Source organism: Brevibacterium mcbrellneri ATCC 49030 (genome assembly GCF_000178455.1).
GTDB classification, from domain to species: Bacteria; Actinomycetota; Actinomycetes; order Actinomycetales; family Brevibacteriaceae; genus Brevibacterium; species Brevibacterium mcbrellneri.
The window spans coordinates 104,442-126,688 of the sequence record NZ_ADNU01000046.1 but is presented as its reverse complement, the minus strand read 5'-3'; the positions used below and the strand labels follow the sequence as shown (position 1 = coordinate 126,688).

The window sequence follows — 22,247 nt, the reverse complement described above, 5'->3', positions numbered from 1 at the left end:
CGCCGCCAATCCGGGCTACCCCGCGGAAAGCATTAGGCCTGCTGAGCTTTAACGATGTAGTCAACAGCGTTCTGAACGGTAACGAGTTCTTTAACGTCATCGTCCGGAATCTTCACGCCGAACTTCTTTTCAGCGTTCACAACGATCGTCATCATGGAGATCGAGTCGATGTCGAGGTCGTCGGTGAAGGACTTGCTTGGTTCTACCGCGTCGGGAGCCAAACCAGTTTCTTCGTTGATGATTTCAGCGAGTCCAGCGAGGACTTCCTGTTCCGAGTTAGCCATTTCTTATTCCTATCTTTTCTCATCTACGCTCAAAAGTCTTGAGCGCTGTATTCGATTAACCGCAACGTGCGTTGCGAATGGAACGAGTATCGACGAGTGTCCCGTAGTGAATCCTATGTCACAGGAACACTGTCATGGTCGTAATTCACGCCCCCGTGTCGAATCACGGAAGCACAATGACCTGCGCGCCAAACACCAGCCCGGCTCCAAAACCGATCTGAAGTGCCAGCTTGCCGGAAAGTTCCGGGTTTTCGCGCAGCAAGCGTTCGGTGGCAAGGGGGATGGAGGCCGAGGAGGTGTTTCCATTGTCGGCAATGTCCCGTCCGATCTTGACGTGCTCCGGAAGTTTCAGCTGCTTAGCGAGTTCGTCAATAATGCGCATGTTGGCCTGGTGGGGGACAAACGCGCCCAAGTCTGCGGCCGTGATGCCGGCACGGTCGAGTGCTTCTTGTGCCACCTCGGCCATATCCCAGACCGCCCAACGGAACACGCTGGGACCATCCTGACGCAATGTAGGCCATGGGGTTGAGGGGTCCTTCTTCATGTCCAAGAAGGACGATGTCATGCGGATGGTGTCCCAGTTTTCACCTTTGGAGCCCCACACCGATTCCGAAATGCCGGGTGTGTCTGAAGCGCTTACCACGACCGCTCCAGCGCCGTCGCCCAAAATGAACGAAATGGAACGGTCTGTGGGGTCGATGATGTCGGAGAGTTTCTCAGCACCAATTACCAGGACGTTGTCGGCAGTGCCAGCACGCACAAAAGCGTCGGCCTGCGCAATGCCATAGCAATATCCTGCACAGGCGGCCGAGATGTCCCACGCAGGTACGGGACCGGTTCCCAGACGACGCGTGAGCTCAGCAGCCGCTGAAGGAGTTGCAACCGTGAACGTGACCGTTGATACGACGATCGCGCCAATATCGGCCGGCTTCAGTCCAGCGTTTGCGATCGCTTCGATGGCGGCCTGTTCAGCCATATCGACAACGCTGACATCCTCACTCGCATAGTGGCGAGTCTTGATTCCAGTGCGCTGCTGAATCCACTCGTCAGAAGAGTTAATGGGGCCGACGATTTCCTCGTTCGTGACCGTGCGTTCAGACCGGTACCCGCCCAAACCAGAAATGCGTGCAAAACGCTGGGGTTGCGGAGTTTTAAGTGTGACCATCGCGTGTCCTTTCGTATGGGTTACGCGTGTGTCCGCACGAATTCGCGGGCACTTTCAAGATCTTCAGCGGATTTAATAGCTAGAGTTTCCACGCCCTTCATGGCGCGCTTGGCAAGCCCGGTCAAAGTTCCACCGGGAGCAAGTTCAATGAGCCCCGTAACACCGGCCTCAACAAGGGTAGCCTGGCACAAGTCCCAACGCACGGGGTTCGTCACCTGTGACACCAAAGCGTCAACGTATTCGCGGCCAGACTCCACTGCGCGCCCGTCACGGTTCGACAGAATCGAAATCCTCGGGTCATGCACTTCAAGCCCTGCAGCCATCTCAGCCAAAGGAGCCTGAGCCGACTTCATGTACTCAGTGTGGAACGCGCCAGCCACCTTCAGCGGAATGACCCGGGCGCGCTCAGGTGGGTTAGCAGCAAACTTCTCGATAGCCTCAAGGCTTCCAGCGGCAACAATCTGTCCGCCACCGTTGACGTTAGCAGGCGCAAGCCCTGCCGCTTCAATCGCGGAGATAACATCCTCGGCAACTCCGCCAACAACTGCGGCCATTCCTGTTGGTTGAGCATTTGACGCATCGGCCATTCCTTGTGCACGCACGTGAACAAACTTCATGGCGTCTTCCGCGCTCAGTACGCCGGCAATTGCAGCAGCACCGATCTCACCTACCGAGTGCCCAGCAACAAACTGGGGGAGTGAGTCGTCTGTAAACAGTTCGTTGAACGTTGCAATGGCAGAAGCGACGAGAAGTGGCTGAGCAACCGCGGTGTCCTTGATCGTCTCTTCATCGGACTGTGTGCCGTGTGACACCAAGTCAATTCCACATGCTTGACCAGCGGCTTCGATTGTCTCTCGGAAAGAAGGGGATTCGAGAAAAGAGTTTAGAAAGCCTGGCTTTTGTGCCCCCTGGCCTGGACATGCAATGACGAGCATTTTTCTCCCATTCGAGACGGCGTCTCATGTGTGGACAAAGTACCGTGTGAAAGCTTAGCGACTTATGGCCTCACCACTGTGTTTTTGTGAGCAATCGACAATTACATGCCTTCTGTCAGTCTGCCAAACACCAAAGCGATTCGCAGAACAAAACCAGCACGCGCTTGCGTAGCGTCAAGCCCAATCAATTCTTGAATCTTTCGCAACCGGTACCGCACCGTGTTTGGGTGCACCTCCAGTGCTTTCGCCGTCGCCTCAAGCGAACCGCCAAAGTCCACATAGTTTTCGGCAGTCGTAAGCAACTGCCCAGAGCCCAGAGACAAGGGTTCGTAGAACCGCCTCACCAGTTCATTCAGAGCAGTCTGGTCACCAGCCATGGCACGTTCAGGTAACAAATCAGAGGCAAACACTGGGCGCGGGGAGTTAGGACGCGCATACGCTGTACGCAATGCCCATGACGCGGCAGCGGCACTTGCTCCCGCCTCGGCCAAAGAAGCCACCTGCGGCCCGATCACCACTTCTTGCGGACCAAAGTACTGCAACAACTGGCCCACAGCGCGGTCAATGTCCGTGGCTCCACCCAACACAATCAACAAGCGATTGTCATGAATCCCCACCAAAGCGTCTTCGCCGGCTCGCTGAGCAGCGGACCTCACCTCACTGAGCCCACCCTTGAACGTGCGCGTGGACGCGCGACCAATAATCACATGCACGGCCGCCTTCGAACGCCACCCGTACGCAGCGGTACGGCTAGCCAACTCATCCACCGAGTCACCACGCATGAGCGCGTCGATCACCATCGCTTCGAGGCGGACGTCCCAACTGCCACGCGCCTCGGCAGCCCGGGCGTACACATCAGCCGCGGCGAACGCGATCTCACGCGAAAACACCAAAACACCTTCACGCAGACTGTCCACGTCAGATGAGTTACCCAGCTGAGCTACGTGCTCTTCAACAACCTCAACAACAACCCGCAGTAGCTGCAGGGTCTGTTGCAGTGAAATCGTGCGCATCAGTTCGCGTGGCGCGTTGTGGAAGATCTCCGAAACGATCCCAACCGGGGCATCGGGATTGCGGTACCACTCAATAAACGAGGTGATACCCGCGTGTGCCAGGTGTACCACCCACTTGCGCTCTGACGGTGAGAGTCTGCGAAACCACGGCAATTGCGCTTCGATCCGGCCTGCCGTGAGTCGGGTGAGAGCGTCCTTGCCCTTGAGGAGTCGCACAATAGTGTCGTCGCGTCTGGATTGATCAGCGTTGAGTTTTCCAGACTTAGGCTGAGTGGAAAGCATGAGCACATGCTACATGTTTTTGAACAAACATTTTGTAGGTTAGAAACAAGAAAACGCCGAGGTCGCAGCGGGACTCGCTGCGACCTCGGCGGGGGTGCCACCCGGGGGCGGTGCCCAGGTGACGTGAGCTGGTGTTAGGCGTCGCCTCCGGCTTCGCCGGTCGATCCAGCGCGTGGATCGTCGAGCTTGTACTTCCTGGACGCTTCCGCAGCCACCGATGCATCGATTTCACCCAGGTCAGCCAAGCTGATGAGCGCTTGGACAACCACGGATTCTGCGTCGATGAGGAAGTGACGGCGGGCTGCTGCGCGAGTGTCGGAGATCGCGTAGTCGTCAGCACCCAGGCTGGTGAAGTGGCCAGGGACGTACTGGCGGATCATGTCCGGCACAGTCCGCGTGTAGTCCGAGGTCGCAATGACCGGCCCCGGCGCGTCAGCGAGTTTCTGCGTGACGAATGGCAGGCGACGCTCAGCGCTTGGATCCAGCAGTCGTTCGTCGTCGCAGGCCAGGCCGTCGCGTCGAAGTTCTTGCCATGAAGTGACTGACCATACATCGGCAGACACGTTCCATTCTTCAGCCAGCATTTCCTGGGCCTTGACTATCCACGGAACTGCAACACCGGATGCCAGGAGCTGAACCTTTGGCCCGTCAAGCTCTGGCCCGTCTGACAGCTTGTAGATTCCCTTGAGAAGCCCTTCGACGTCGAGGTCTTCAGGTTCAGCAGGCTGAATCATCGGTTCGTTGTACATGGTGATGTAGTACGAAACGTCTGGGTCCTGGCGTTCGTCCTCAGGGTCGTACATGCGCTTGAGTCCATCGCGCAAAATGTGACCGATTTCGTACACGTACGCAGGGTCGTAGGACACGATCGACGGGTACGTTGACGACAGCACGTGCGAGTGGCCGTCTCCGTGCTGTAGACCTTCAGCGGTGAGCGTGGTGCGACCTGCCGTTGCACCCAGAATGAATCCGCGTGCCAGCTGGTCACCGGCAGCCCAGAAACCGTCGCCGGAGCGCTGGAACCCGAACATCGAGTAGAAGATGTAGAACGGAATCATGGGTTCGCCGTGCGTGGCGTAGCTGGTACCCACTGCGTTGAATGCGGCGACCGAACCATCTTCGTTAATTCCCATGTGCAGGATCTGACCGTCTGTTGCTTCCTTGTAGGCAAGGAACAGGTCACGGTCAACCGACACGTAGTTCTGTCCGTGCGGGTTGTAGATCTTCGCCGTTGGGAAGAACGAGTCCATTCCGAATGTACGCGCTTCGTCCGGGATGATCGGAACCACACGCTTGCCAAATTCCTTGTCACGCATGATGTCTTTCAGAATGCGCACAAAGCCCATGGTCGAGGCGATGGCCTGAGTTCCCGAGCCCTTCTTTGCCATGGCGTATGCCTTGTCGTCTGGCAAAGAGATCTGCGTGTACTTGGAACGACGTTCGGGGGAGAAGCCACCCAGTTCGCGTCGGCGTTCCAGCATGTACTGGATTTCAGGCGCGTCTTCACCCGGGTGGTAGTACGGAGGAAGTTTGGGGTTCTTCTCCAGTTCTTCATCAGAGATCGGAATTGAGAAGTGATCGCGGGCGAGCTTGAGGTCCTCAACGGTCATCTTCTTCATCTGGTGCGTTGCGTTACGAGCTTCGAACGTTGGTCCCAAAGAGTAACCCTTGACCGTCATCACGAGAATCGCCGTGGGCTGTCCGGTGTGCTCAACTGCTGCCTTGTATGCCGCATACACCTTGCGGTAGTCGTGGCCACCGCGCTTAAGGTTCCAGATCTCTTCATCGGTCATGTCGGCGACCATGGCCTTGGTGCGTGGGTCGCGACCAAAGAAGTTGTCGCGCACGAATCCACCGGACTCACCCTTGTAGGTCTGGTAGTCGCCGTCCGGCGTTGCGTTCATGAGGTTCACGAGCGCACCGTCGCGGTCCTTTGCCAACAGTGCGTCCCATTCACGACCCCAGATGACCTTAATGACGTTCCACCCGGCACCTCGGAAGAACGCTTCGAGTTCCTGAATGATCTTTCCGTTACCGCGCACCGGCCCGTCGAGGCGTTGCAGGTTGCAGTTGACGATGAAGTTGAGGTTGTCGAGCTCTTCGAATGCTGCGTACTGCAACATTCCGCGGCTTTCCGGCTCGTCGAGTTCACCGTCACCCAGGAACGCGAACACACGTTGCTGGGAGGTGTCCTTGATTCCTCGGTTGAGCAGGTACTTGTCGAACATTGCCTGCGTGATTGCGTTCATGGGTCCAAGACCCATGGAGACGGTTGGGAACTCCCAGAAGTCCTGCATGTGGCGCGGGTGTGGGTATGAAGGAAGTCCGAATTGTTTTCCGTCGATGTAGTGGGACTTCATTTGGCGGAAGCCGTCGAGCTGGTCAGCGCTCAGACGGCCTTCCAGGAACGCGCGTGCGTACATACCGGGGGAGGCGTGGCCTTGGTAGAAGACGTGGTCACCGCCACCAGGGTGGTCTTTTCCGCGGAAGAAGTGGTTGAGGCCCACTTCATACAAGGTTGCAGCCGAGGCGTAGGTGGAAATGTGTCCACCTACTTCGATGCCTGGGCGCTGTGCACGGTGAACCATAACGGCTGCGTTCCAGCGCAACCAGCGGCGGTACCGGCGTTCGACTTCTTCGTCTCCGGGGAACCACGGTTCGTCTTCTGGGCCAATCGTGTTGATGAAGTCAGTGGCTGTCAGGCTGGGTACGCCGATGCGCTTCTGGCGCGCACGGTTAAGCAGGCTGAGCATGACATAGCGGGCACGCGACTGCCCTGCTTCGTCGATCAGGGCGTCAAGTGACTCAATCCATTCCTGAGTTTCTTGAGGATCTGTGTCGGGCACTTGGCTGGGGAGACCGTTAAGAATTGGTCCATGCCTCTTACTGTCCACTTAGTTTTCCTCCTGAACAAAAGATGTCGGCCGGGTGACACATTCACCGCTACAGCCGATCTGCTGGCTGTTTTCTAGCCTAAACCGAATACGCGCTCAGTTGCGTTGTTCATACAGACAAAACGGTCCAGTGTGGTGTTACTAACACAGTCACAGGGCAGCTGACCGGCAGGATGCATGGACCAGAAGTTTCAAAATGAACTTTAGGTTTGCCCAAGAGCGAACTTACGGGAAGAATAGGAGTTATGAGTAACACCCCGTCAGGAAGGACGCTCGACTGTACTCGCACTAATCCTCTTGGATTGGAGAAGGGTACATACATTCAGGAAATCGGCTATGACGACGACGTTGACTTCGCCTTGCGCGAGGCCATCGAGAAGGTCACAGGCGAAGAAATGGCCGATGAGGATGTCGACGACGTCTTTGACGCGATCGTCATGTGGTGGCGATCAGATGACCCCGACCTCACCGACGCAATCGTAGACGCCCAGACCACTCTGGCTGAAGGTGGTGTTGTGTGGCTTCTTACTCCCAAGGCAGGGCGGGAAGGTCACATCGCTCCCGTTGATATCAACGCGGCTGCTCCAACCGCTGGCATGCACGTGACTAAAACTGTCAGTGTGTGTGACGACTGGTCAGCAGTGCGCCTGGTTGGTAAAAAGTCGTACGGATAATGGCCAGCACTGACGCGCACCCCGGTTGGACGCGTGAGTGCCCCACCCATTTAGGGCCGGTTGTGTCCTTGTCGACAGTGGGTGAAGTCCTTGCCCCTGAAGTTGATCAGCGTGGGTTGCTGGCCGTGTTTGTCCCGTTTGCGTTTACGCCTACGTGCCACGCCGAGGTGGGAGAGCTTTCCGCGTCGCGCGCAGTTTTGGAGGAAGCTGGGATCGTCTGCACGGTCGTTTCGTGCGACTCCAAGTTTACGCAAGCAGCGTGGGTGGAAACGGCGGGATCTGCGTGGCCTCTCATGTCTGACTTTTGGCCACACGGTGCCTTGAGTCGTGATTTTGGGGTTTTCGATGAGCAGTCGGGTATGGCTGTGCGCGGCACCTTTGCGCTGAATATGAACGGGCAGGTCGTTGACTCCCAGGTTCTGCAGCCTGGGCAGAAGCGTGATTTCACTGAGCGTGGTCTGGCTCGATGGATTGACGCCCTCACTACATAGCGGTCACCTCTCGCATTATTGAGTTGCTTCCACCATGATGGTGATAGACACCTCACGAGGAAGGACATGTTTTGGCCACTCTGTTTACCAAAATCATCGACGGTGAAATCCCTGCAACATTTGTCTACGAAGACGATCATTGTGTCGCATTCATGGACATTCAGCCTCTGACCGACGGTCACCTTCTGGTTGTGCCACGTGAAGAAGTAGACCACTGGCTTGATCTTGACGATGACTTGGTATCCCACCTCTTCACGGTGGCAAAGAAGCTCGGAAACGCACAGAAGAAAGCGTTTGGTTGCGAACGCGTAGGGCTTATTGTGCAAGGGTTCGAGGTTCCCCACGTTCACATTCACGTGTTCCCAACGAATCAGATCTCTGACTTTGATCTGGCTAATAAGCACGACACCACGGCAGAAGCTCGTGAAGAAGCTGCGTCGAAGATCAAAGAGGCACTGTAAACGAGTTTTGCGTTCTGAAAGATGTGTGCCATAATCTTTCAGTGGTCAGTGAGAAATCCTGACCAGGGGGCCTATAGCTCAGTTGGCTAGAGCATCTCGTTTACACCGAGAGGGTCGGGGGTTCGAGTCCCTCTGGGCCCACCCTGTGAAGTCTCGGGACATCGTTCACTCGTTGCCCCGAGACTTTTGTGTTTTTTGTGCCCTTTTTACTCTACGTGCAACGTCTCTCCGAGCTGACGGAAAATCGCCTTGTTTAAGCGGAAGCCCAGCTCTGCCTCGGCGATGACCGCTTCCTGCTGCTCCCTGGTCAGCGTTACCGCATCGAGCTTGGCCCTATAGTCGTCCTTGAACAGTTTCGGCTTGTTGATGCCCGGGAAGCGCCACATGTTAAGTGCTTCATCTTCGATGCTGTAGTGCCTCTTGACCAGCTTTCCGATTGCCAGACCGCCTGAGAGGTCGCCTAGGTAGCGCAGGTAGTGATGCGCTAGTAACTGCTCTGGACTCACCTCAGACTGGAAGTGTTCAGCCAAGAAGCGTGTTGCTTCCAGAGCTACTGGAGGCTGGCGGTCCTCCCCAAGTAGGTAGTCGAGGTCATTATTGATCGCCTGAGTGCGAGCGAGTCCTGGGTGGTCGAAGAACGCAACAGTAGAGTCAGAGGGTGCAGCTTGCACAGCGGTTTCCAGCGCAGGGTAGAGGACCGCGTACTGTTCTAGCAACGCAATGTAGGCATGGCGGTCGAGTCTTCCCGCCATGAGATCAACAATGAACTTTTCGGATTCGGCTTCACTGTGTTCCCGCTGCGTTTCCTTCCGCAGTCGCTGTGAGAACGACAGGGTTTCTGCGGCTGGGGTTGTGATAGTCATGTCTCCTCCACGAGGTGTTGTCCCGGTTATGGGATTTCTTACTTTTTTGTTTGGGGTTTAGGTCCAAGTACTGGGATCGAGTCCGATGTTTCTTCGTAGCAACCAGCCGATTCCGACGGTTGCTGCGATGCCTGTGGCCGCGGTTGCTCCTCCAAGCCACCAGGTTTTTGCATTGATGGTGCCCATTCCTTCGGAGCGGCGAGCCTCATATGCGGTTGCAGCGAACGCTGTTGTGTCTTCAACGTCTGCCGGCTGGGCGCTGGAGCTCTGCGGCCCGCCGCCGGGCCCTACAGCGCCTGGGACACCAACTCCTGGTTCGCCAACAGTGTTTCCGCCGGTCACAGTTGAACCTGGTCCGCCTGCCCCAGCTACGCTTTCACCGGGTTTTGCTGGTTCTGTAGCTGGCACCTGGAAGCTGTTGTCAAAGGCAATCGTCAGCGGCAGTGCGGGTTTGCGGGCGTCCGCAATTCCACCGGAGGAATACCAGTAGGAGCTCTGCCCGGTTTTGACGTTGAAGTCGACCCAGCTCTTAGGGAATGAACCCCATTCGGCTTCGGTTCGATCCTGCGGTGTGTTGCCATCGCCGGCCCTGTAATCAACACCAAGGTAGTCGGGGGTGACGGTGAATCCTCCATCCTTCACGGCCTTGTTCACATCGAGCCCGGAGAAGGTCGCAAGCGTGATGGTTTCGGACTTCAGCTTCTCCCATTTTGACAGGTCTTCCATGTCTGCTCCGTAACCGGACGCGGTTCCCGTCAGTTCGCCCCTTCCGTCTTTTGTGACGGTGAGCTTCGGGTCGGATACGGACCAGTACGTCATCCCGGAGTAGAAGACGATTGTGAAACCGCCATCCCAGCTGGCAGTTATTTCACCGTCGTCGATGTTGATGCTTCCACCAGCAATGTTCAGCCGCGATTCGTGGTGCGAGTCCTTGTCGGCTGCCACGACTCGACCGCCATAGCGGTCATCGCACTTGTTCTGCCATGTTGCGGTGTGGAACTCTCCGGATGCGTCTGGCTTTTCGATCTTTACGTTGCCGTCGGTAGGTTTGTACAGTTTTCCAGGTGCGTCCCAGACAACAGCACCCCCGTTGTCTGGGGACACGCCTGCGGACAGGAAGTTGCAAGTGCCGGGAGCAAACCCGCCGGCGCTGGTTTCCTTGTTGATCGCCCAGAACAAGGTTGCGTCTGATCCCGTCGGTGTTTCGGGCGGATTCTTCTCCTCTGTCGAGGTGCCGTCCGGTTTTTCCGTGTTGTCGTCCCCAGTATCGGGTTTCGGACTGGGTGCCGGTGGCTGCGGAGTAGCCGACGGCTGTTCGGGCATGACCGGAGTGCCTGTGAACGATACGCTCAGCGGACTGGGGCTTTTGCGCGCATCCGCGGCCCCGCCGGACGTGTACCAGTACTGGGTCTGGCCAGTCAGCACATTGAAGTCCACCCAACTCTTGGGGAATGAACCCCAGCCGTCTTTTTCTTTGTTTTGGTCGGGCTGTCCACTGTCTACACCCTCGTAGTCAGGGGTGACGGTGAAGCCGTTCTCATCAAGTTTAACCGTGTTGTTCTTGAAGTCGGCGATGGTGCCTTCAACGGGCTTGAGCTTCTCCCACTTGGAAAGGTCGGCCATGTCGGCTCCGTAGCCGGAGAAGGTGCCGGTGAGCTTGCCCTTGCCGTTCTTCACTTCAAGCTTTGGGTTGCTCACCGACCAGTAGGTGTACCCGGAGTAGTACACCACGGTGAACGACCCTTCCCACTGGATGTTTCCAGTGTTAGTTGCGGTGTCTACTTCTCCCGTGCCACCGGAAAACTGGACGTAGTTTCCAGAGCTCACACCCGCGGTATTGACTCGTTTGCCGTCTGGGGTCTGGCATTTGTTGTCCCACGTGATCGGCTGCGTTCCGCCATCAGCGGTGGGGCGCAGAATCTTGACGTTGCCATCCTGGGCTTTGAACAGTCCGCGCTTTTCGGCGTCATTCGGCCACAGCGAGGATCCACCGTTGTCAGCCGCTACACCTGCGGAAAGGAAGTTGCATGAACCGGGTAGATAGGCACCTGCTCCGGACTCTGCATTGATTCCCCACGTGAGCCCGGCGTCTGAGACTTTTAATTTCGACGAATCAGCTTCGGAGGTCCCAGACTCGCTGTTCGGTGATGCCAAGGCTGCTGTACCTATGAGTAGTCCTGTAGCGAACACCAGGATCAAGAATATTGTTCCAGCTGCCACCCATGTGACTATTGATCGCTTCATCGTGTTTCCTCCTGTGACTCTGCCCTACCGTCAACGATGCGCTCCATAACAAGTGTTGGAGCGTTTCCACTGTCTGCGCCGGCTGTTGCGCCCTGGGAATGCATGTGCTTCCCTCTTGCTACTGGCTGCCGTGGCTGATCGCCGGAGGAGCTTTCTTTGTCTTCGATAAGTTCAAAGAATCGCATGGGTCCTCTTGATGTCTGATTGTGTGTGCTCGGTTGCTGTGTGTACGAGTATTGTTTGCTGATTACCGGGTGACGCATTCCGGAATCATGCATGTCAGCTCGTGCAATCTTGGTATCAACAGTTCTCTCGTATTTGCGCGTGCGAGCTTCTTCTTTCTCACGGAACTTCTGCAGTTTGCGTTCGCGCTTGTGCTCTGCCCCAATAGCGCGCTTAGCCCTGCGCGTGCGCACACGCTCCAGTGCTTCGGGGCTGACACCCAAAAGCAGCGACTTCACAGCCATGTAGGAACCGACTCCCACGGCCAGGGCAATCGCACAGATGGCGAGAACCACTCCGATCATCAGCAGAAACAGCATGCGGTTGGCGTTCGTGTTGATCGCATCAACCTGATCGGGCTCCAGCAGGGGCCCTGAAGCCGGCTGCTGTCCACCCGCTGCTCCCGGTGCCGGTGCGGCGGGGCCGTCTGCGTTCTTCTGGTCTTTGTCGTCCTTCGAAGCATTGTCATTCGGTGCGGCTGCCTCACCGGTAGCACCGTTGTTTTGTGCCTGTTCGCCACCCGACTGACCAGCCGCTGCGGCAGCCGGGAACTCAATCGGCGTGAAGGTTTCGTTCTTGGCGTTCGACACACCGTGTGCGCCGATCGTGATGATGCCGCAGCGTTCACGCGTGCAATCAACATCAACCGGATTGCGGTCACGGTCATAGGACGTGAAGCGAGCTCCGGGAAGGATGATCTCGCCTGACCACGTGCCGTCGGCATTCAGCGTGCCACCGTTGGCAGCGTGAGCTGTCGACGATCCTGGGAACGTGACGAACAGCTGATAGCCCACCGGATTCGATTCATCGTCATAGGCATAGCGCAGGTTCGTGCCCGTTTTGCCGCCCTTGCTTGGCTGCCACGTGCCTTCGGCAACACCGAACAGGACATAGATGCCGCCGAAGCCGTTCTGCACCGACTGGAAACCACTGCCAGAGAGTTTCAGGGTCGAGGTACCGTCAACAGAAGGCGTACCCGACACGGAAACCCGGGCGGCCGCCTCGGCAGGTTCGGGACTGACGGTGGCACCCGCAAACGCGCCCATGCCGCCGATGAGCACAGCGGCAACCGTGGCTACAAACCACCGCAGACCAAGCCGCTTCTTCCGACTGCCCGCGGCGTGTCCAGGCTGATTCATGACATGTCCTTTCTGGGAGGGCGGACCGGCACCACGAGCGGTGAACCTGATACCGGGTCGGTAAAAACAGTGACGGGATGGCCGTAGGCTTCGCTGATCCGCTCGGCTGTCAGCACCTCTTCCGGTGTGCCGTCAGCAGCGATGCGGCCGTTGTTGAGCAGGGCAATGCGGTCTGCGTAGGCTCCGGCCAGATCAAGGCTGTGCAGAACCACAACAACAGCGGAGCCCGTGGCCGCGTATTCACGCGCAATCGTCAGCACGAGTTCCTGGTGGCGGATGTCCATGGCCGCTGTTGGTTCGTCCAACAGCAGAATCGGGGCTGCCTGTGCAAGGACGCGGCCCAAAGCAGCACGCGAACGCTCACCACCGGACAGCGAGGTGAAGGTGCGGGAAGCGAAGCGGCTCGTGTCCGTGCGCTCCAGCACTGCGGACACGATCCTGTCGTCATCGGCTGTCGCCTGCGTCCGCTGCCACGGGGCGCGGCCCATCTCAACGACCTCGAGCACTGTGAAGGGGAAAGACACATCGACCTGTTGCAGCAGAACAGCCCGGCGCATAGCCAGTTCGCGGGTGTTCCACGCATAGGACGGATGATCGTTGATGGTGACTGCCCCGGAAGCCTCCTCAACATCGCCGGTAATGACACCCAGAAGTGTGGATTTTCCGGCACCGTTGGGGCCGACAAGAGCCAGCACTTCGCCCGCCCGGACATCCAGGCTGGCCCCCTCGAGAACCTTCCTTTCACCGTCATAGGACACCGTCACCTGGTCCACCGACAGAACGGTGCTTCCCGGTGTGGGGACTTCCGGCGGACGGCTTTCGCGGGCCCGGCGCAGCTTTTCGATCATGCCCAGCCTCCTGCCTCACGACGGCTACGGCGCAGCAGGTAGAAGAAGTACGGACCACCGATGAGCGCAGTGAGCATGCCGATCGGGAGGTCGGCGAACTCAATGAGCGTGCGTGCAGCCAGATCGGCAAAGGTCAGCAGTGCCGCACCGCCGAGCGCCGAGGCCGGCAGCAGCAGACGGTGGCTCGGCCCCAGCAGCATGCGCATCAGGTGGGGAACGACCAGACCGACGAAGGCGATGATGCCGACGAATGCAACGGCCGCACTGACTAGCAGAGCCGACAGGATCATTGCGTACAGGCGCAGACGCTCAACATCGACACCAAGGTGGCGGGCCGCCTTCTCACCCAGCGACACCAGGTCCAGGCCGCGGGCGAGGAACATCGTGAGGACGATTCCCACGACCACCAGTGGAACGACGATCGCAACCTGTTCCCATCGGCTGCCGTTGAAGCTTCCCATCTGCCAGAACACGATCTGCTCACGAGCCTGCGTGGGGGCCTTGAACACGATGAAGGAAATGAGGGCACCGGAAATCGCGTTGACCGCAACACCTGTGAGGATCAGGGTGACGACTTCCGTCCGGCCGTTCGACCGTGCCAAGACGTACACGACGATCGTCGTCGCCAGACCGCACGCAAATGCCAGGAGAGGAACCGTGAATCCGCCAAGGAAGCTCAGACCGTGCAGAAAGGCGAACGACGCGCCGACGGCAGCACCGGAAGACACTCCGATCGTGCCCGGCTCAGCCAGCGGATTGCCGAAGATGCCCTGCATAACAGCACCGGCAATAGCCAGGGCTGCACCCACAAAGACCGTCAGAACAATCCGCGGGAAGCGCACTTCCCACAGGGCCTCAGCACCGAATTCGTGCGACGGACCCGGCAGCCAGTTGATGCCCACCGACTGCAGAACGGAGCCCACGATTTCCTTCGGCGAAATGTAGAGCTGACCCAACATTGCCGAAAGCAGAGTTCCGCCGAGCAGCAGAACCGCCACAGTGGTGAAGACCGTGGTCACCCGGGCAGCCGAAACCCTTCCGTAATTTTTCTCACTGTGCCTGCCCCCTGGAACCGGGGCGGCAGGTGTCGAAGAAGTAGAACGGGAGCGGCGCCTCGTGTGCTTTTCTTCCAAAGGCGAGCCGGCAAAAGGTGCGGGAGCATCGGAATGCTCAGGGGGTCTGTAGTGAGTAGTGCTCAAGGGTCTTCTCCTTAGGCGTCCGCTTTAGCGGACTCTTCCTGTGGGACGTAGGCGTATTCGGGGGCGTGGACCGCTGTGCCCAGGGCGGCGATGACTTCGGCGGTGCGGGGGCCGAAGCTCATGACTTCGTAGTCGCTCATGTCGACAATCCGACGGTGTTTGCCGGCGGGCGTTTGCGCAATGCCCGGCAGTTTGAGGGCTTCATCGATACCGCCGACGCTCTCCAGGCCCTTCGTCATAACCAAAATGACGTCTGGGGCCGCTTTAACAAGCGCCTCAGCGTTGGTTGGAGACATGCCTGAAAAGCCGACTTCGGTCGCAACATCGCGGGCGCCAATGGCCTGAATGAGGGAATCTGCACCGGAACCCTTGCCGAACCAGTAATAGATGTCGCCACGCAGATACAGGAACACCGTGCGCGGACGGTCGGCCGGGTTGTCCGGAGCGAGCGCCTGGATTCTCTTTTGGGTTTCGGCGACTTCCTCATCGACGCGCTTAGCCAGTTGCTCACCCGCATCCTGCAGGCCCAGCGCCTTAGCAACCGCAACGATTTGCGGGCTCACACCCTGCACACCGTCCTCCGTCGCCGAAGGAATGAACACCACCGGAATGCCAGCATTGCGTAGCTGCAGTTGGACGTCATAGGGGCCGATGGTCGAATCCGTCAGCACCACGGTGGGTGCCAGATTGAGGATCGCCTCCGCGCTGAGTTCGTGCCCGTTCTGAGTGACGAGCGGAATCTCTTTTTGTCCCGGCATGAGTGATGACAGCTGCGTTGAAACATCACGGCCGATCAAATTGCAGCCCAGACCCAGGCCGACAACCGCGGCAGCCAAACCGCCGTTTTGGTTGACTGCCAGAATTCTCGAGGTGTCACGCACCGTCTGCTTGGGACCATCGTCCGAGGTGACGGTCACCGGGAGGGTCTGCTGCTGATCTGCGAAATCTGCAATCGGCCGGATTTCAGAAGCACGGGTGTAGGCGGTAGTCGGGCCGTGGATCTTGCTGACCGGTAACTTCTTTGAGGTGGGAACATCCGGGATGTCCGGAAGTTGCGCCGCAGGGGTTGCCGGTGGGGGAACACACTCGTGGGAGTGAGCAGCATTGAGCGTGCCGATGTTGTGGAAACCGTTGTTCCACAGGAAAAGCCCAACCGCGAGCACCGTTGCGGTCACTGCCACACGGCGTTTGGTCCGGCGAGGCACACGCCACCTCGTGTGGTTGTACCAGGCTTTAACGTCGGGCTCTGTGTCCCGGCATAGAGATCGAGATGTGGTTTTCATTGCATGTTTCTCCGTGCCAGTGCGTTGGCCGCTTTAAGCGAACTATCACTGATCTGTGAATTGACTAACAGGTTATGTTTAGCTAATGATAGCCTTACCTAAGTGAATTAGGTCAAGTGACTATGTCGTAAAAGATTGCGAGCTGTATAGCGCCGCATCACGTTCACAAGGAGAACCATGAAGTCATCATCAAGCGCGCCTTCGCGCTTTAGCTGGCGCGCCGGCGTGGCCGGAAGCGTGGCATTCGCGTTGGGAGGAGCCGGTCTGCTGTCCGCCCACCCCGCGCAGGCAGCAGAAGTTAATGTTTCTGACGCTGTCTTTAGCTGGGGTATCAACGCCGAATCCGGTGCGGGTGCTTATTACCCCGGCTCATGCAACTTCCTGTCCGCCGGTGTGTCCGGCGATGCGGGGAAGGCTGACGTGTGGTCAAAGGAAGACGCGGAAGCTAAGAAGCTGTTCAGCCCGGAAGAGGGCAACGTCAAGATCCTGCGCCCCACCGCTGATGGCGGCACGCAGCCGATCACGTGGGACAACAAGTGCCAAACGCCTGAGGGCGAACGCGTCAACACGTATAACGGCGAGACGGCTAAGCGGTCGGGCAACTTCGTTGAGATCTCCGGTGGCAAGGGCACTATCGACCCTGAAACGAAGTCCGGCACCATCGAGTGGGAAGGTTCGTTCACCGTCGTGTACTATTCCGGGTTCACCTACTGGTCGGTCAGTAACCCGAAGCTCGAGGTGAAGAACGGCAAGGGCAAGATCACCGGCACCTTCTCCGGCTACGGAGCCGACATGGCCGACCTTTCCAAGTGGGAGAAGCTCAAGCCCGTTGAAGGCACCATCGCCGACTTCGGAAACAACAAGGTCGAGCTCGATGAAAACGGCTTCACCGTCACCCCCGACTACGAAGGTGTTGACAGTGGACAGCCCGACCAAAACAAAGAAAAAGACGGCTGGGGTTCATTCCCCAAGAGCTGGGTCGACTACAACGTACAGACCGGCCAGGCCCAGTACTGGTACTCCTCCGGCGGAGCTGCGGACCCACGCAAGAAACCCACTGCACTCACCGTAAAGTACAAGGCCGAAGAGTCTGAATCGCAGGTCGATGAAGAAACGATTAAGAACACGACTAAGAGCACGCACTCTGTTTCTGACGAGGGCCTGGCGGTCAATGTGACCGGCAAAGGCTACAGCGTGCTGCCCAAGGCCAGCACCGGCAAGGACGCCAACGGTGTCTACGTCGCAGTTGTCGACCGCAAGGTCAAGAACAGCGAAATTGAACTGTCGCGTCCGTCCGCTAAGGCAGCTTCTGTAGCAGAAAAGTCGTCCAAGGAACCTGTCGTCGTTGAGTACATCCCTGGCAGTGCCATCAAGGACGGCAAGCTCAACGCTAAGGTGACCGCAGGAGCAGACAAGCTGAACAAGGACACCGACTACGACACCGTCGTGTGGGTTGCTCACGGCAACCCGAACGACGAAACGGTTCTCCACCGCTCGAACATCAACCTCACCGACGAACAGAAGAACACGCTGTTCCCAGCCGAAGATCCCAAGGAACAGGAAACGCAGGATCCGAAGGACCCGGAAACACAGGACCCACAGGAACCGACGGAACCTGAAGCTCCAGACACGAAGGAGCCCGAGACGCCTGAAACGCAAAAACCCAACGAGCCCGGCACTCCAGAGAACGGCAATGACGAGGCGACGGAACCAGGCACCAAGGAACCTGAGGCGCCCGACACCCCGGAAAACGGCGACGACAAACCGACGGATCCGGAGACGCAGGATCCGAAGGAGCCCGAAGTACCCGACACGAAGGAGCCCGAGGTGCCTGAGGCCCAGGAGCCAAACGAACCGGGCACTCCGGAGAATGGCGACGGCGAGCCGACGGAACCAGGCACTAAGGAACCCGAGGTGAAGGAACCTGAAGTGATCCAACCGGAAGCTCAGGGCCCAGATGGTCAGAATCCTGGCGCGGAAGCGCCCGGAGCGGACAGGCCCGGCGCCGCAGAAACTTCAGGTTCTCACGGGAGCAGCGGGAAGCCGAGCCCTACCGCTTCCAAGTCACTGCCGCGTACCGGTGGCACTAATCTGGCAGTCGGAATTGCAGGAATCACATTGCTTGCTGTTGGCGCTGTCGCCATGATTATCTCCAGTCGTCGAGCTTAAATGGAGATCTGACAATACTGGCGCGACTCTTCCCGGCCGGTCGGGCGTTTGCCCGGCCGGTCTTGCGCTTTTTATAAACAACTTGCGCTTGAGTGAACCGCTTTTTATGCCGAGTGGAGAAATCGACGAACCAACGTGCCTTGCGGAATGCTCTTATTAATCCAAACAGAAATACTGCGCTAAACGCCGTGTGCAACAGCTCGCTTTAAGATAACGTGTGTAAATGCTGAGTAAGCAATGTAAGAATTTCAGGGTGTCACGCTCTCAACGTGGCCAGCGTGACACCTCTGTTCCCTAGTTTGGAGTACGCATGTCAGTTCTCACCAGGTCCGGTATCACCGCACCTACGACGTACAACCGCTGGCTCATTCCACCAGCAGCCCTCGCAATTCACCTGTGTATTGGACAGGTGTACGCGTTCTCGGTTTTCAAAATGCCACTTGTCGAGCACTTCAACACGGGTGAAGTTGCAGTCGGATGGATCTTCTCGGTGGCTATCGCCATGCTCGGTATCTCGTCTGCAATCGGTGGAACATGGGTCGAAAAAGCCGGTCCACGCCTGTCCATGCTCGTCTCAGGTGCTTTCTGGGTCATTGGGTTCTTTGTTGCCTCGATCGGTATCGCAACAGGTCAACTGTGGCTTGTGTATTTCGGTTACGGTTTCCTCGGAGGAATCGGACTCGGAATCGGTTACATCGCTCCAGTCTCAACCCTGATCAAATGGTTCCCTGACCGTCCAGGGCTAGCAACTGGGCTCGCCATCATGGGCTTCGGTGGAGGTGCACTTATCGCTTCACCAATGTCTAACCAACTCATGGTTGCCTTTGGTGGCGGCGACTCCGCAGAAAACCTTGTCGCCGGTGTGTTCCCCACCTTCATTGTTTTGGCAGTTGTGTACGCCGTCGTGATTGCTCTTGGCGCCTACGTTGTTCGCGTTCCACACCCAGACTGGAAGCCCCAGGGATGGGACCCTGCATCCGTGAAGTCAAAGTCGATGCAGACCACCCGCCACGTCACCGCACGCAAAGCTATCTCAACTCCTCAGTTCTGGCTGTTGTGGGTCGTGCTATTCACCAATGTGACCGCGGGTATCGGAATCCTGGAAAGCGCTTCACCGATGATCCAGGACTACTTCTCGCAGATCACACCGGCATCAGCCGCCGGGTACGTCGGACTGCTGTCCTTGGCTAACATGGGTGGCCGCTTCCTGTGGTCATCGGTATCGGACATTACCGGACGTAAATTCATCTACATTGTCTACTTGGGCGTTGGAGTTGGCCTCTACCTCTTGGTTGCGCTGATCGGTCACGGTTCCCTCATCCTGTTCATCTTGGCAACCTTGGTGATCCTGTCGTTCTACGGCGGAGGATTCGCGACCATGCCCGCCTACCTCAAAGACATCTTTGGCACCATGCAAGTGGGTGCGATCCACGGTCGCCTCCTCACCGCGTGGTCAGCCGCAGGAGTCGCTGGACCACTCATTGTGAACACGGTGCTTGAATCCCGTCGCAGTACTGGAGCTGAGGGACCAGCTCTTTACCAATTGAGTCTGTTCATCATGGTGGGTGTTTTGGCGGTAGGTTTCATTGCAAACGCGCTCATGCGTCCTGTCGCTGACAAGCACTACGCCAGTGACGAAGAAGTCGAACAAATCGCGGCAAGTCATAACCTCAAGACAGGTAAAGACGGTGGTATCGCCGTGAATGCCGGAAACGCGCTACATACTGCTGCTGCGTGGGTCCTCACGGCGATCGTGACAGTGGGATTGGGTTACGGCCTCGTACAGATTGTGCTGAAATCCCTCCAGCTCTTCGTCTAAAGCCGTCTCACCGCGGGTCAACGTCTGTACAGTGAATCCGCAGTTACCTCGACTGCCGCTTAACCTGCCACGCCCCGGCTAAACCCAGCACCAAAAACAGAGCGGCAGCCAGGAGGACCCACGAAACGGCTGACGCAAAGCCTTGAGTTAATGCGTCCACTAAGGCAGGGGTCTGCTCACCTAACGGTCCGGCAGGCCCCTGCGAACGTAACTGTGCCAAAACAGTACCTGCCGAAACGCGAGTCGCCCCAGCTAGCCGGTCTACCTGAGCTCCCGTGAACCCAGCTGAAGCTAGAGAACCCGGCAGGGTACTCGCCAAGGAAACCGCCAAGGTTGCGCCTGCAACCGCGGTTCCCAAAGCCGAACCGATCTGCCTCACTGTGCTCTGCGTTGCCGAACCTTGGCCAGACACATCTACAGGGATATCTTGTAGCACCGTACCCGTCAGTTGCGCAGAAGCCAGACCAAGCCCCACGCCATACACCGTTAGTGGTAACGCTACGACCCACCCTGGTATCTCAGGATCAACAAGGAACGCCAACACGACAACGCCAAACACCTCTAGCCCTAGTCCAATCAGTACCGTGCCGGGCGCACCGAACCTTCTTGCCAAATGACGCGCGGCTGCACCTGACATAAAGGCGCCAACAGCCATTGCCGCAAGCACGAGGCCCGCCCCCATCACGCTCATACCCAGGGCGCTGATCAGGTATAGCGGAAGAACGAAAATGATCCCAAATTCGCCCACAGCAACCATGGCCGCGGTGAGGTTACCCCAGGAGAAGGTCTTGTAACTGAACAGGCCGAGGTCGAGAAGAGCGTCGCGCTGAACGCGGGCTCTGTGTTTTTCCCACAGAACAAAGAGAATGATCGCAACTATCGATACCGCCAGGGCAACAGGCACAATTGAGACCGGTGCGGAAACCGGCCAGACCCACCCCAGAACGCTGAAATCGGAACGGGGCGTCCACCAACCTAAATCGGGGCCTTCGATGATCGCAAAAACAAGTGCCCCGCATCCTATCGCGCTCAAGAGCGCGCCATCGACATCCATCCCTGGAAGCTTTTTGCCACCTCGGGTTTCTGGCACAGTAAACGCGGCCGCCACAATCGCCAACAAACCAATGGGCAGATTCACTAAGAAAATCCAGTGCCACGACACCCACTGAGTTAAAGCGCCGCCCGCCAGCGGCCCAACCGCAGCGGCACCAGAAATTACGGCACCCCACACGCCAAAGGCCACCGCACGTGACTTACCGCGGAACACCGCATTCACAGTGGATAATGTTGACGGCATAATCAGTGCCGCACCAACTGCTTGGACTGCCCGGGACGTGATGAGCACACCCGCAGTTTGAGAAAGTGCGGCCAGAAGACTTCCCAGAACAAACACGGCGGTTCCAGCAATGAACAGTCGTTTGCGTCCCCATCGGTCAGCCAGATTCCCTGTCGTGAGAAGCAACCCAGCAAGCACGACTGCGTATAAGCTATTTACCCACTGTGCGTCCGTGAGGTTCAAACCCAGGTCACGAATGATGGTTGGCAAAGCGACCCCAACGATGGTTCCATCGAGCACAATGAGGCCCAAACCTACAGATAAAACAGCGAGCCCGAACCAGTCACGTCGTGACGGCTGTTGAAATGCTTTGTTCACATATTCATACAACCACTCGCGGAGGTGCTAAACATCGCGCCAGGGGTTGACTTCTCAATCAACTAAAAGTTGTATCGCTGCCTCAAAATCTTCATTGTTTGACACACCAGTGGTTCCATACAACTCACGGTTTTGCTCAATCGCAACGAAACCCACCACAAACGAAATCAGCCTCTCAAGGACTGCCTGATGCGCCTCGGGAAAGGTGGCGCGCACCGCGCCCTGAAGAACCTGAGGCGTGACTTCCTCTCCTTTGAGCGCGAACGCCAACAAGAAAACCTCAGCGCCATCCCGATATGACGCAAGTATGCGCCGCAAATGGACAGCCACCTGCGTGAACGTGTGCGGGGGAGTGCCACACGCTAGATCCACCTGCTCCGACATGCGGCGCGCAACCAGAATAAAAACCTCCTGCTTATTAGCCACATGCCAATACAGTGCAGACGGTTGTACCTCGAGTTCCCGGGCCAGACGACGCATAGACAGGTCGCCCAAACCGAACTCAGACGCGATCTTCAACGCCGCGTCAGTAATGATGTCGGTACTCAGAGCCATATCCCTTAGCCTACGTTTGGATTGCCTTTCCTTCCTGGTCGAAAAGGCTTGAA

General features: G+C 57.7%; 18 protein-coding genes and 1 tRNA gene. 6 read left to right on the top strand and 13 right to left on the bottom strand.

Annotated features, from left to right (window positions below; translation table 11 throughout):
- Nucleotides 1-32 precede the first annotated feature (32 nt).
- The 5 genes from HMPREF0183_RS08190 to aceE form a co-directional block, all read right to left on the bottom strand.
- The gene (locus tag HMPREF0183_RS08190; protein WP_005884889.1) at nt 33-284 is read right to left on the bottom strand and encodes an acyl carrier protein; all 252 of its coding nucleotides are present in this window, start codon (nt 282-284) and stop codon (nt 33-35) included.
- Between the two features lie 163 nt (nt 285-447).
- Nucleotides 448-1,449, bottom strand: a complete 1,002-nt coding sequence (locus HMPREF0183_RS08185; protein WP_005884887.1) for a beta-ketoacyl-ACP synthase III — start codon at nt 1,447-1,449, stop codon at nt 448-450.
- 20 nt (nt 1,450-1,469) lie between these two features.
- A complete protein-coding gene (locus tag HMPREF0183_RS08180) occupies nt 1,470-2,384 on the bottom strand; it encodes an ACP S-malonyltransferase (RefSeq protein WP_005884885.1) in 915 nt (304 codons plus the stop codon).
- Between the two features lie 101 nt (nt 2,385-2,485).
- Nucleotides 2,486-3,679, bottom strand: coding sequence for a PucR family transcriptional regulator (locus tag HMPREF0183_RS08175; protein WP_005884883.1), 1,194 nt, complete (start codon nt 3,677-3,679; stop codon nt 2,486-2,488).
- A gap of 134 nt (nt 3,680-3,813) precedes the next feature.
- Complete coding sequence (gene aceE, locus HMPREF0183_RS08170; protein ID WP_005884881.1) at nt 3,814-6,573, bottom strand: pyruvate dehydrogenase (acetyl-transferring), homodimeric type; 2,760 nt, start codon at nt 6,571-6,573, stop codon at nt 3,814-3,816.
- A gap of 245 nt (nt 6,574-6,818) precedes the next feature.
- On the opposite strand from aceE, the gene HMPREF0183_RS08165 reads away from it, so the two are divergent.
- The 4 genes from HMPREF0183_RS08165 (at nt 6,819) to HMPREF0183_RS08150 (ending at nt 8,340) form a co-directional block, all read left to right on the top strand.
- Nucleotides 6,819-7,247 (top strand): DUF3052 domain-containing protein, encoded by a 429-nt coding sequence (locus tag HMPREF0183_RS08165; RefSeq protein ID WP_040348614.1) that lies wholly within the window; start codon nt 6,819-6,821, stop codon nt 7,245-7,247.
- Complete coding sequence (locus HMPREF0183_RS08160; protein ID WP_005884877.1) at nt 7,247-7,738, top strand: redoxin domain-containing protein; 492 nt, start codon at nt 7,247-7,249, stop codon at nt 7,736-7,738. The genes HMPREF0183_RS08165 and HMPREF0183_RS08160 overlap by 1 nt, the downstream gene beginning before the upstream one ends.
- 71 nt (nt 7,739-7,809) lie before the next feature.
- Nucleotides 7,810-8,199 (top strand): HIT family protein, encoded by a 390-nt coding sequence (locus HMPREF0183_RS08155; RefSeq protein WP_005884875.1) that lies wholly within the window; start codon nt 7,810-7,812, stop codon nt 8,197-8,199.
- A 67-nt stretch (nt 8,200-8,266) separates the two neighbouring features.
- Nucleotides 8,267-8,340, top strand: a tRNA-Val gene (locus HMPREF0183_RS08150).
- Between the two features lie 65 nt (nt 8,341-8,405).
- On the opposite strand, the gene HMPREF0183_RS08145 is transcribed toward HMPREF0183_RS08150, so the two are convergent.
- From HMPREF0183_RS08145 to HMPREF0183_RS08120, 6 genes are all read right to left on the bottom strand, one after another.
- On the bottom strand, nt 8,406-9,062 hold the full coding sequence (locus tag HMPREF0183_RS08145; protein ID WP_005884873.1) for a biliverdin-producing heme oxygenase: 657 nt from the start codon (nt 9,060-9,062) through the stop codon (nt 8,406-8,408).
- 57 nt (nt 9,063-9,119) lie between these two features.
- Nucleotides 9,120-11,306, bottom strand: a complete 2,187-nt coding sequence (locus HMPREF0183_RS08140) for an HtaA domain-containing protein (protein WP_005884871.1) — start codon at nt 11,304-11,306, stop codon at nt 9,120-9,122.
- Nucleotides 11,303-12,667, bottom strand: coding sequence for a hypothetical protein (locus tag HMPREF0183_RS08135; RefSeq protein WP_005884869.1), 1,365 nt, complete (start codon nt 12,665-12,667; stop codon nt 11,303-11,305). The genes HMPREF0183_RS08140 and HMPREF0183_RS08135 overlap by 4 nt, the downstream gene beginning before the upstream one ends.
- Nucleotides 12,664-13,515, bottom strand: a complete 852-nt coding sequence (locus HMPREF0183_RS08130) for a heme ABC transporter ATP-binding protein (protein ID WP_005884868.1) — start codon at nt 13,513-13,515, stop codon at nt 12,664-12,666. The genes HMPREF0183_RS08135 and HMPREF0183_RS08130 overlap by 4 nt, the downstream gene beginning before the upstream one ends.
- Nucleotides 13,512-14,534 carry a FecCD family ABC transporter permease gene (locus HMPREF0183_RS08125; protein ID WP_005884865.1) on the bottom strand — a complete coding sequence of 341 codons (1,023 nt, stop codon included), beginning with the start codon at nt 14,532-14,534 and terminating at the stop codon, nt 13,512-13,514. Before HMPREF0183_RS08125 ends, HMPREF0183_RS08130 begins: the two co-directional genes overlap by 4 nt.
- Nucleotides 14,535-14,725: 191 nt before the next feature.
- Nucleotides 14,726-15,919, bottom strand: coding sequence for a heme/hemin ABC transporter substrate-binding protein (locus tag HMPREF0183_RS08120; RefSeq protein WP_005884863.1), 1,194 nt, complete (start codon nt 15,917-15,919; stop codon nt 14,726-14,728).
- 255 nt (nt 15,920-16,174) lie between these two features.
- Here HMPREF0183_RS08120 and HMPREF0183_RS08115 point away from each other — a divergent pair, with 255 nt between their 5' ends.
- Entirely contained in the window at nt 16,175-18,166 is a 1,992-nt protein-coding gene (locus HMPREF0183_RS08115) for an HtaA domain-containing protein (RefSeq protein WP_005884861.1), read from the top strand.
- 310 nt (nt 18,167-18,476) lie between these two features.
- A complete protein-coding gene (locus tag HMPREF0183_RS08110; RefSeq protein WP_005884859.1) occupies nt 18,477-19,985 on the top strand; it encodes an OFA family MFS transporter in 1,509 nt (502 codons plus the stop codon).
- 43 nt (nt 19,986-20,028) lie between these two features.
- On the opposite strand, the gene HMPREF0183_RS08105 is transcribed toward HMPREF0183_RS08110, so the two are convergent.
- A complete protein-coding gene (locus tag HMPREF0183_RS08105; protein ID WP_005884857.1) occupies nt 20,029-21,639 on the bottom strand; it encodes a DHA2 family efflux MFS transporter permease subunit in 1,611 nt (536 codons plus the stop codon).
- Nucleotides 21,640-21,693: 54 nt separating this feature from the next.
- On the bottom strand, nt 21,694-22,194 hold the full coding sequence (locus HMPREF0183_RS08100) for a TetR family transcriptional regulator (protein WP_040348609.1): 501 nt from the start codon (nt 22,192-22,194) through the stop codon (nt 21,694-21,696).
- Nucleotides 22,195-22,247 lie beyond the last annotated feature (53 nt).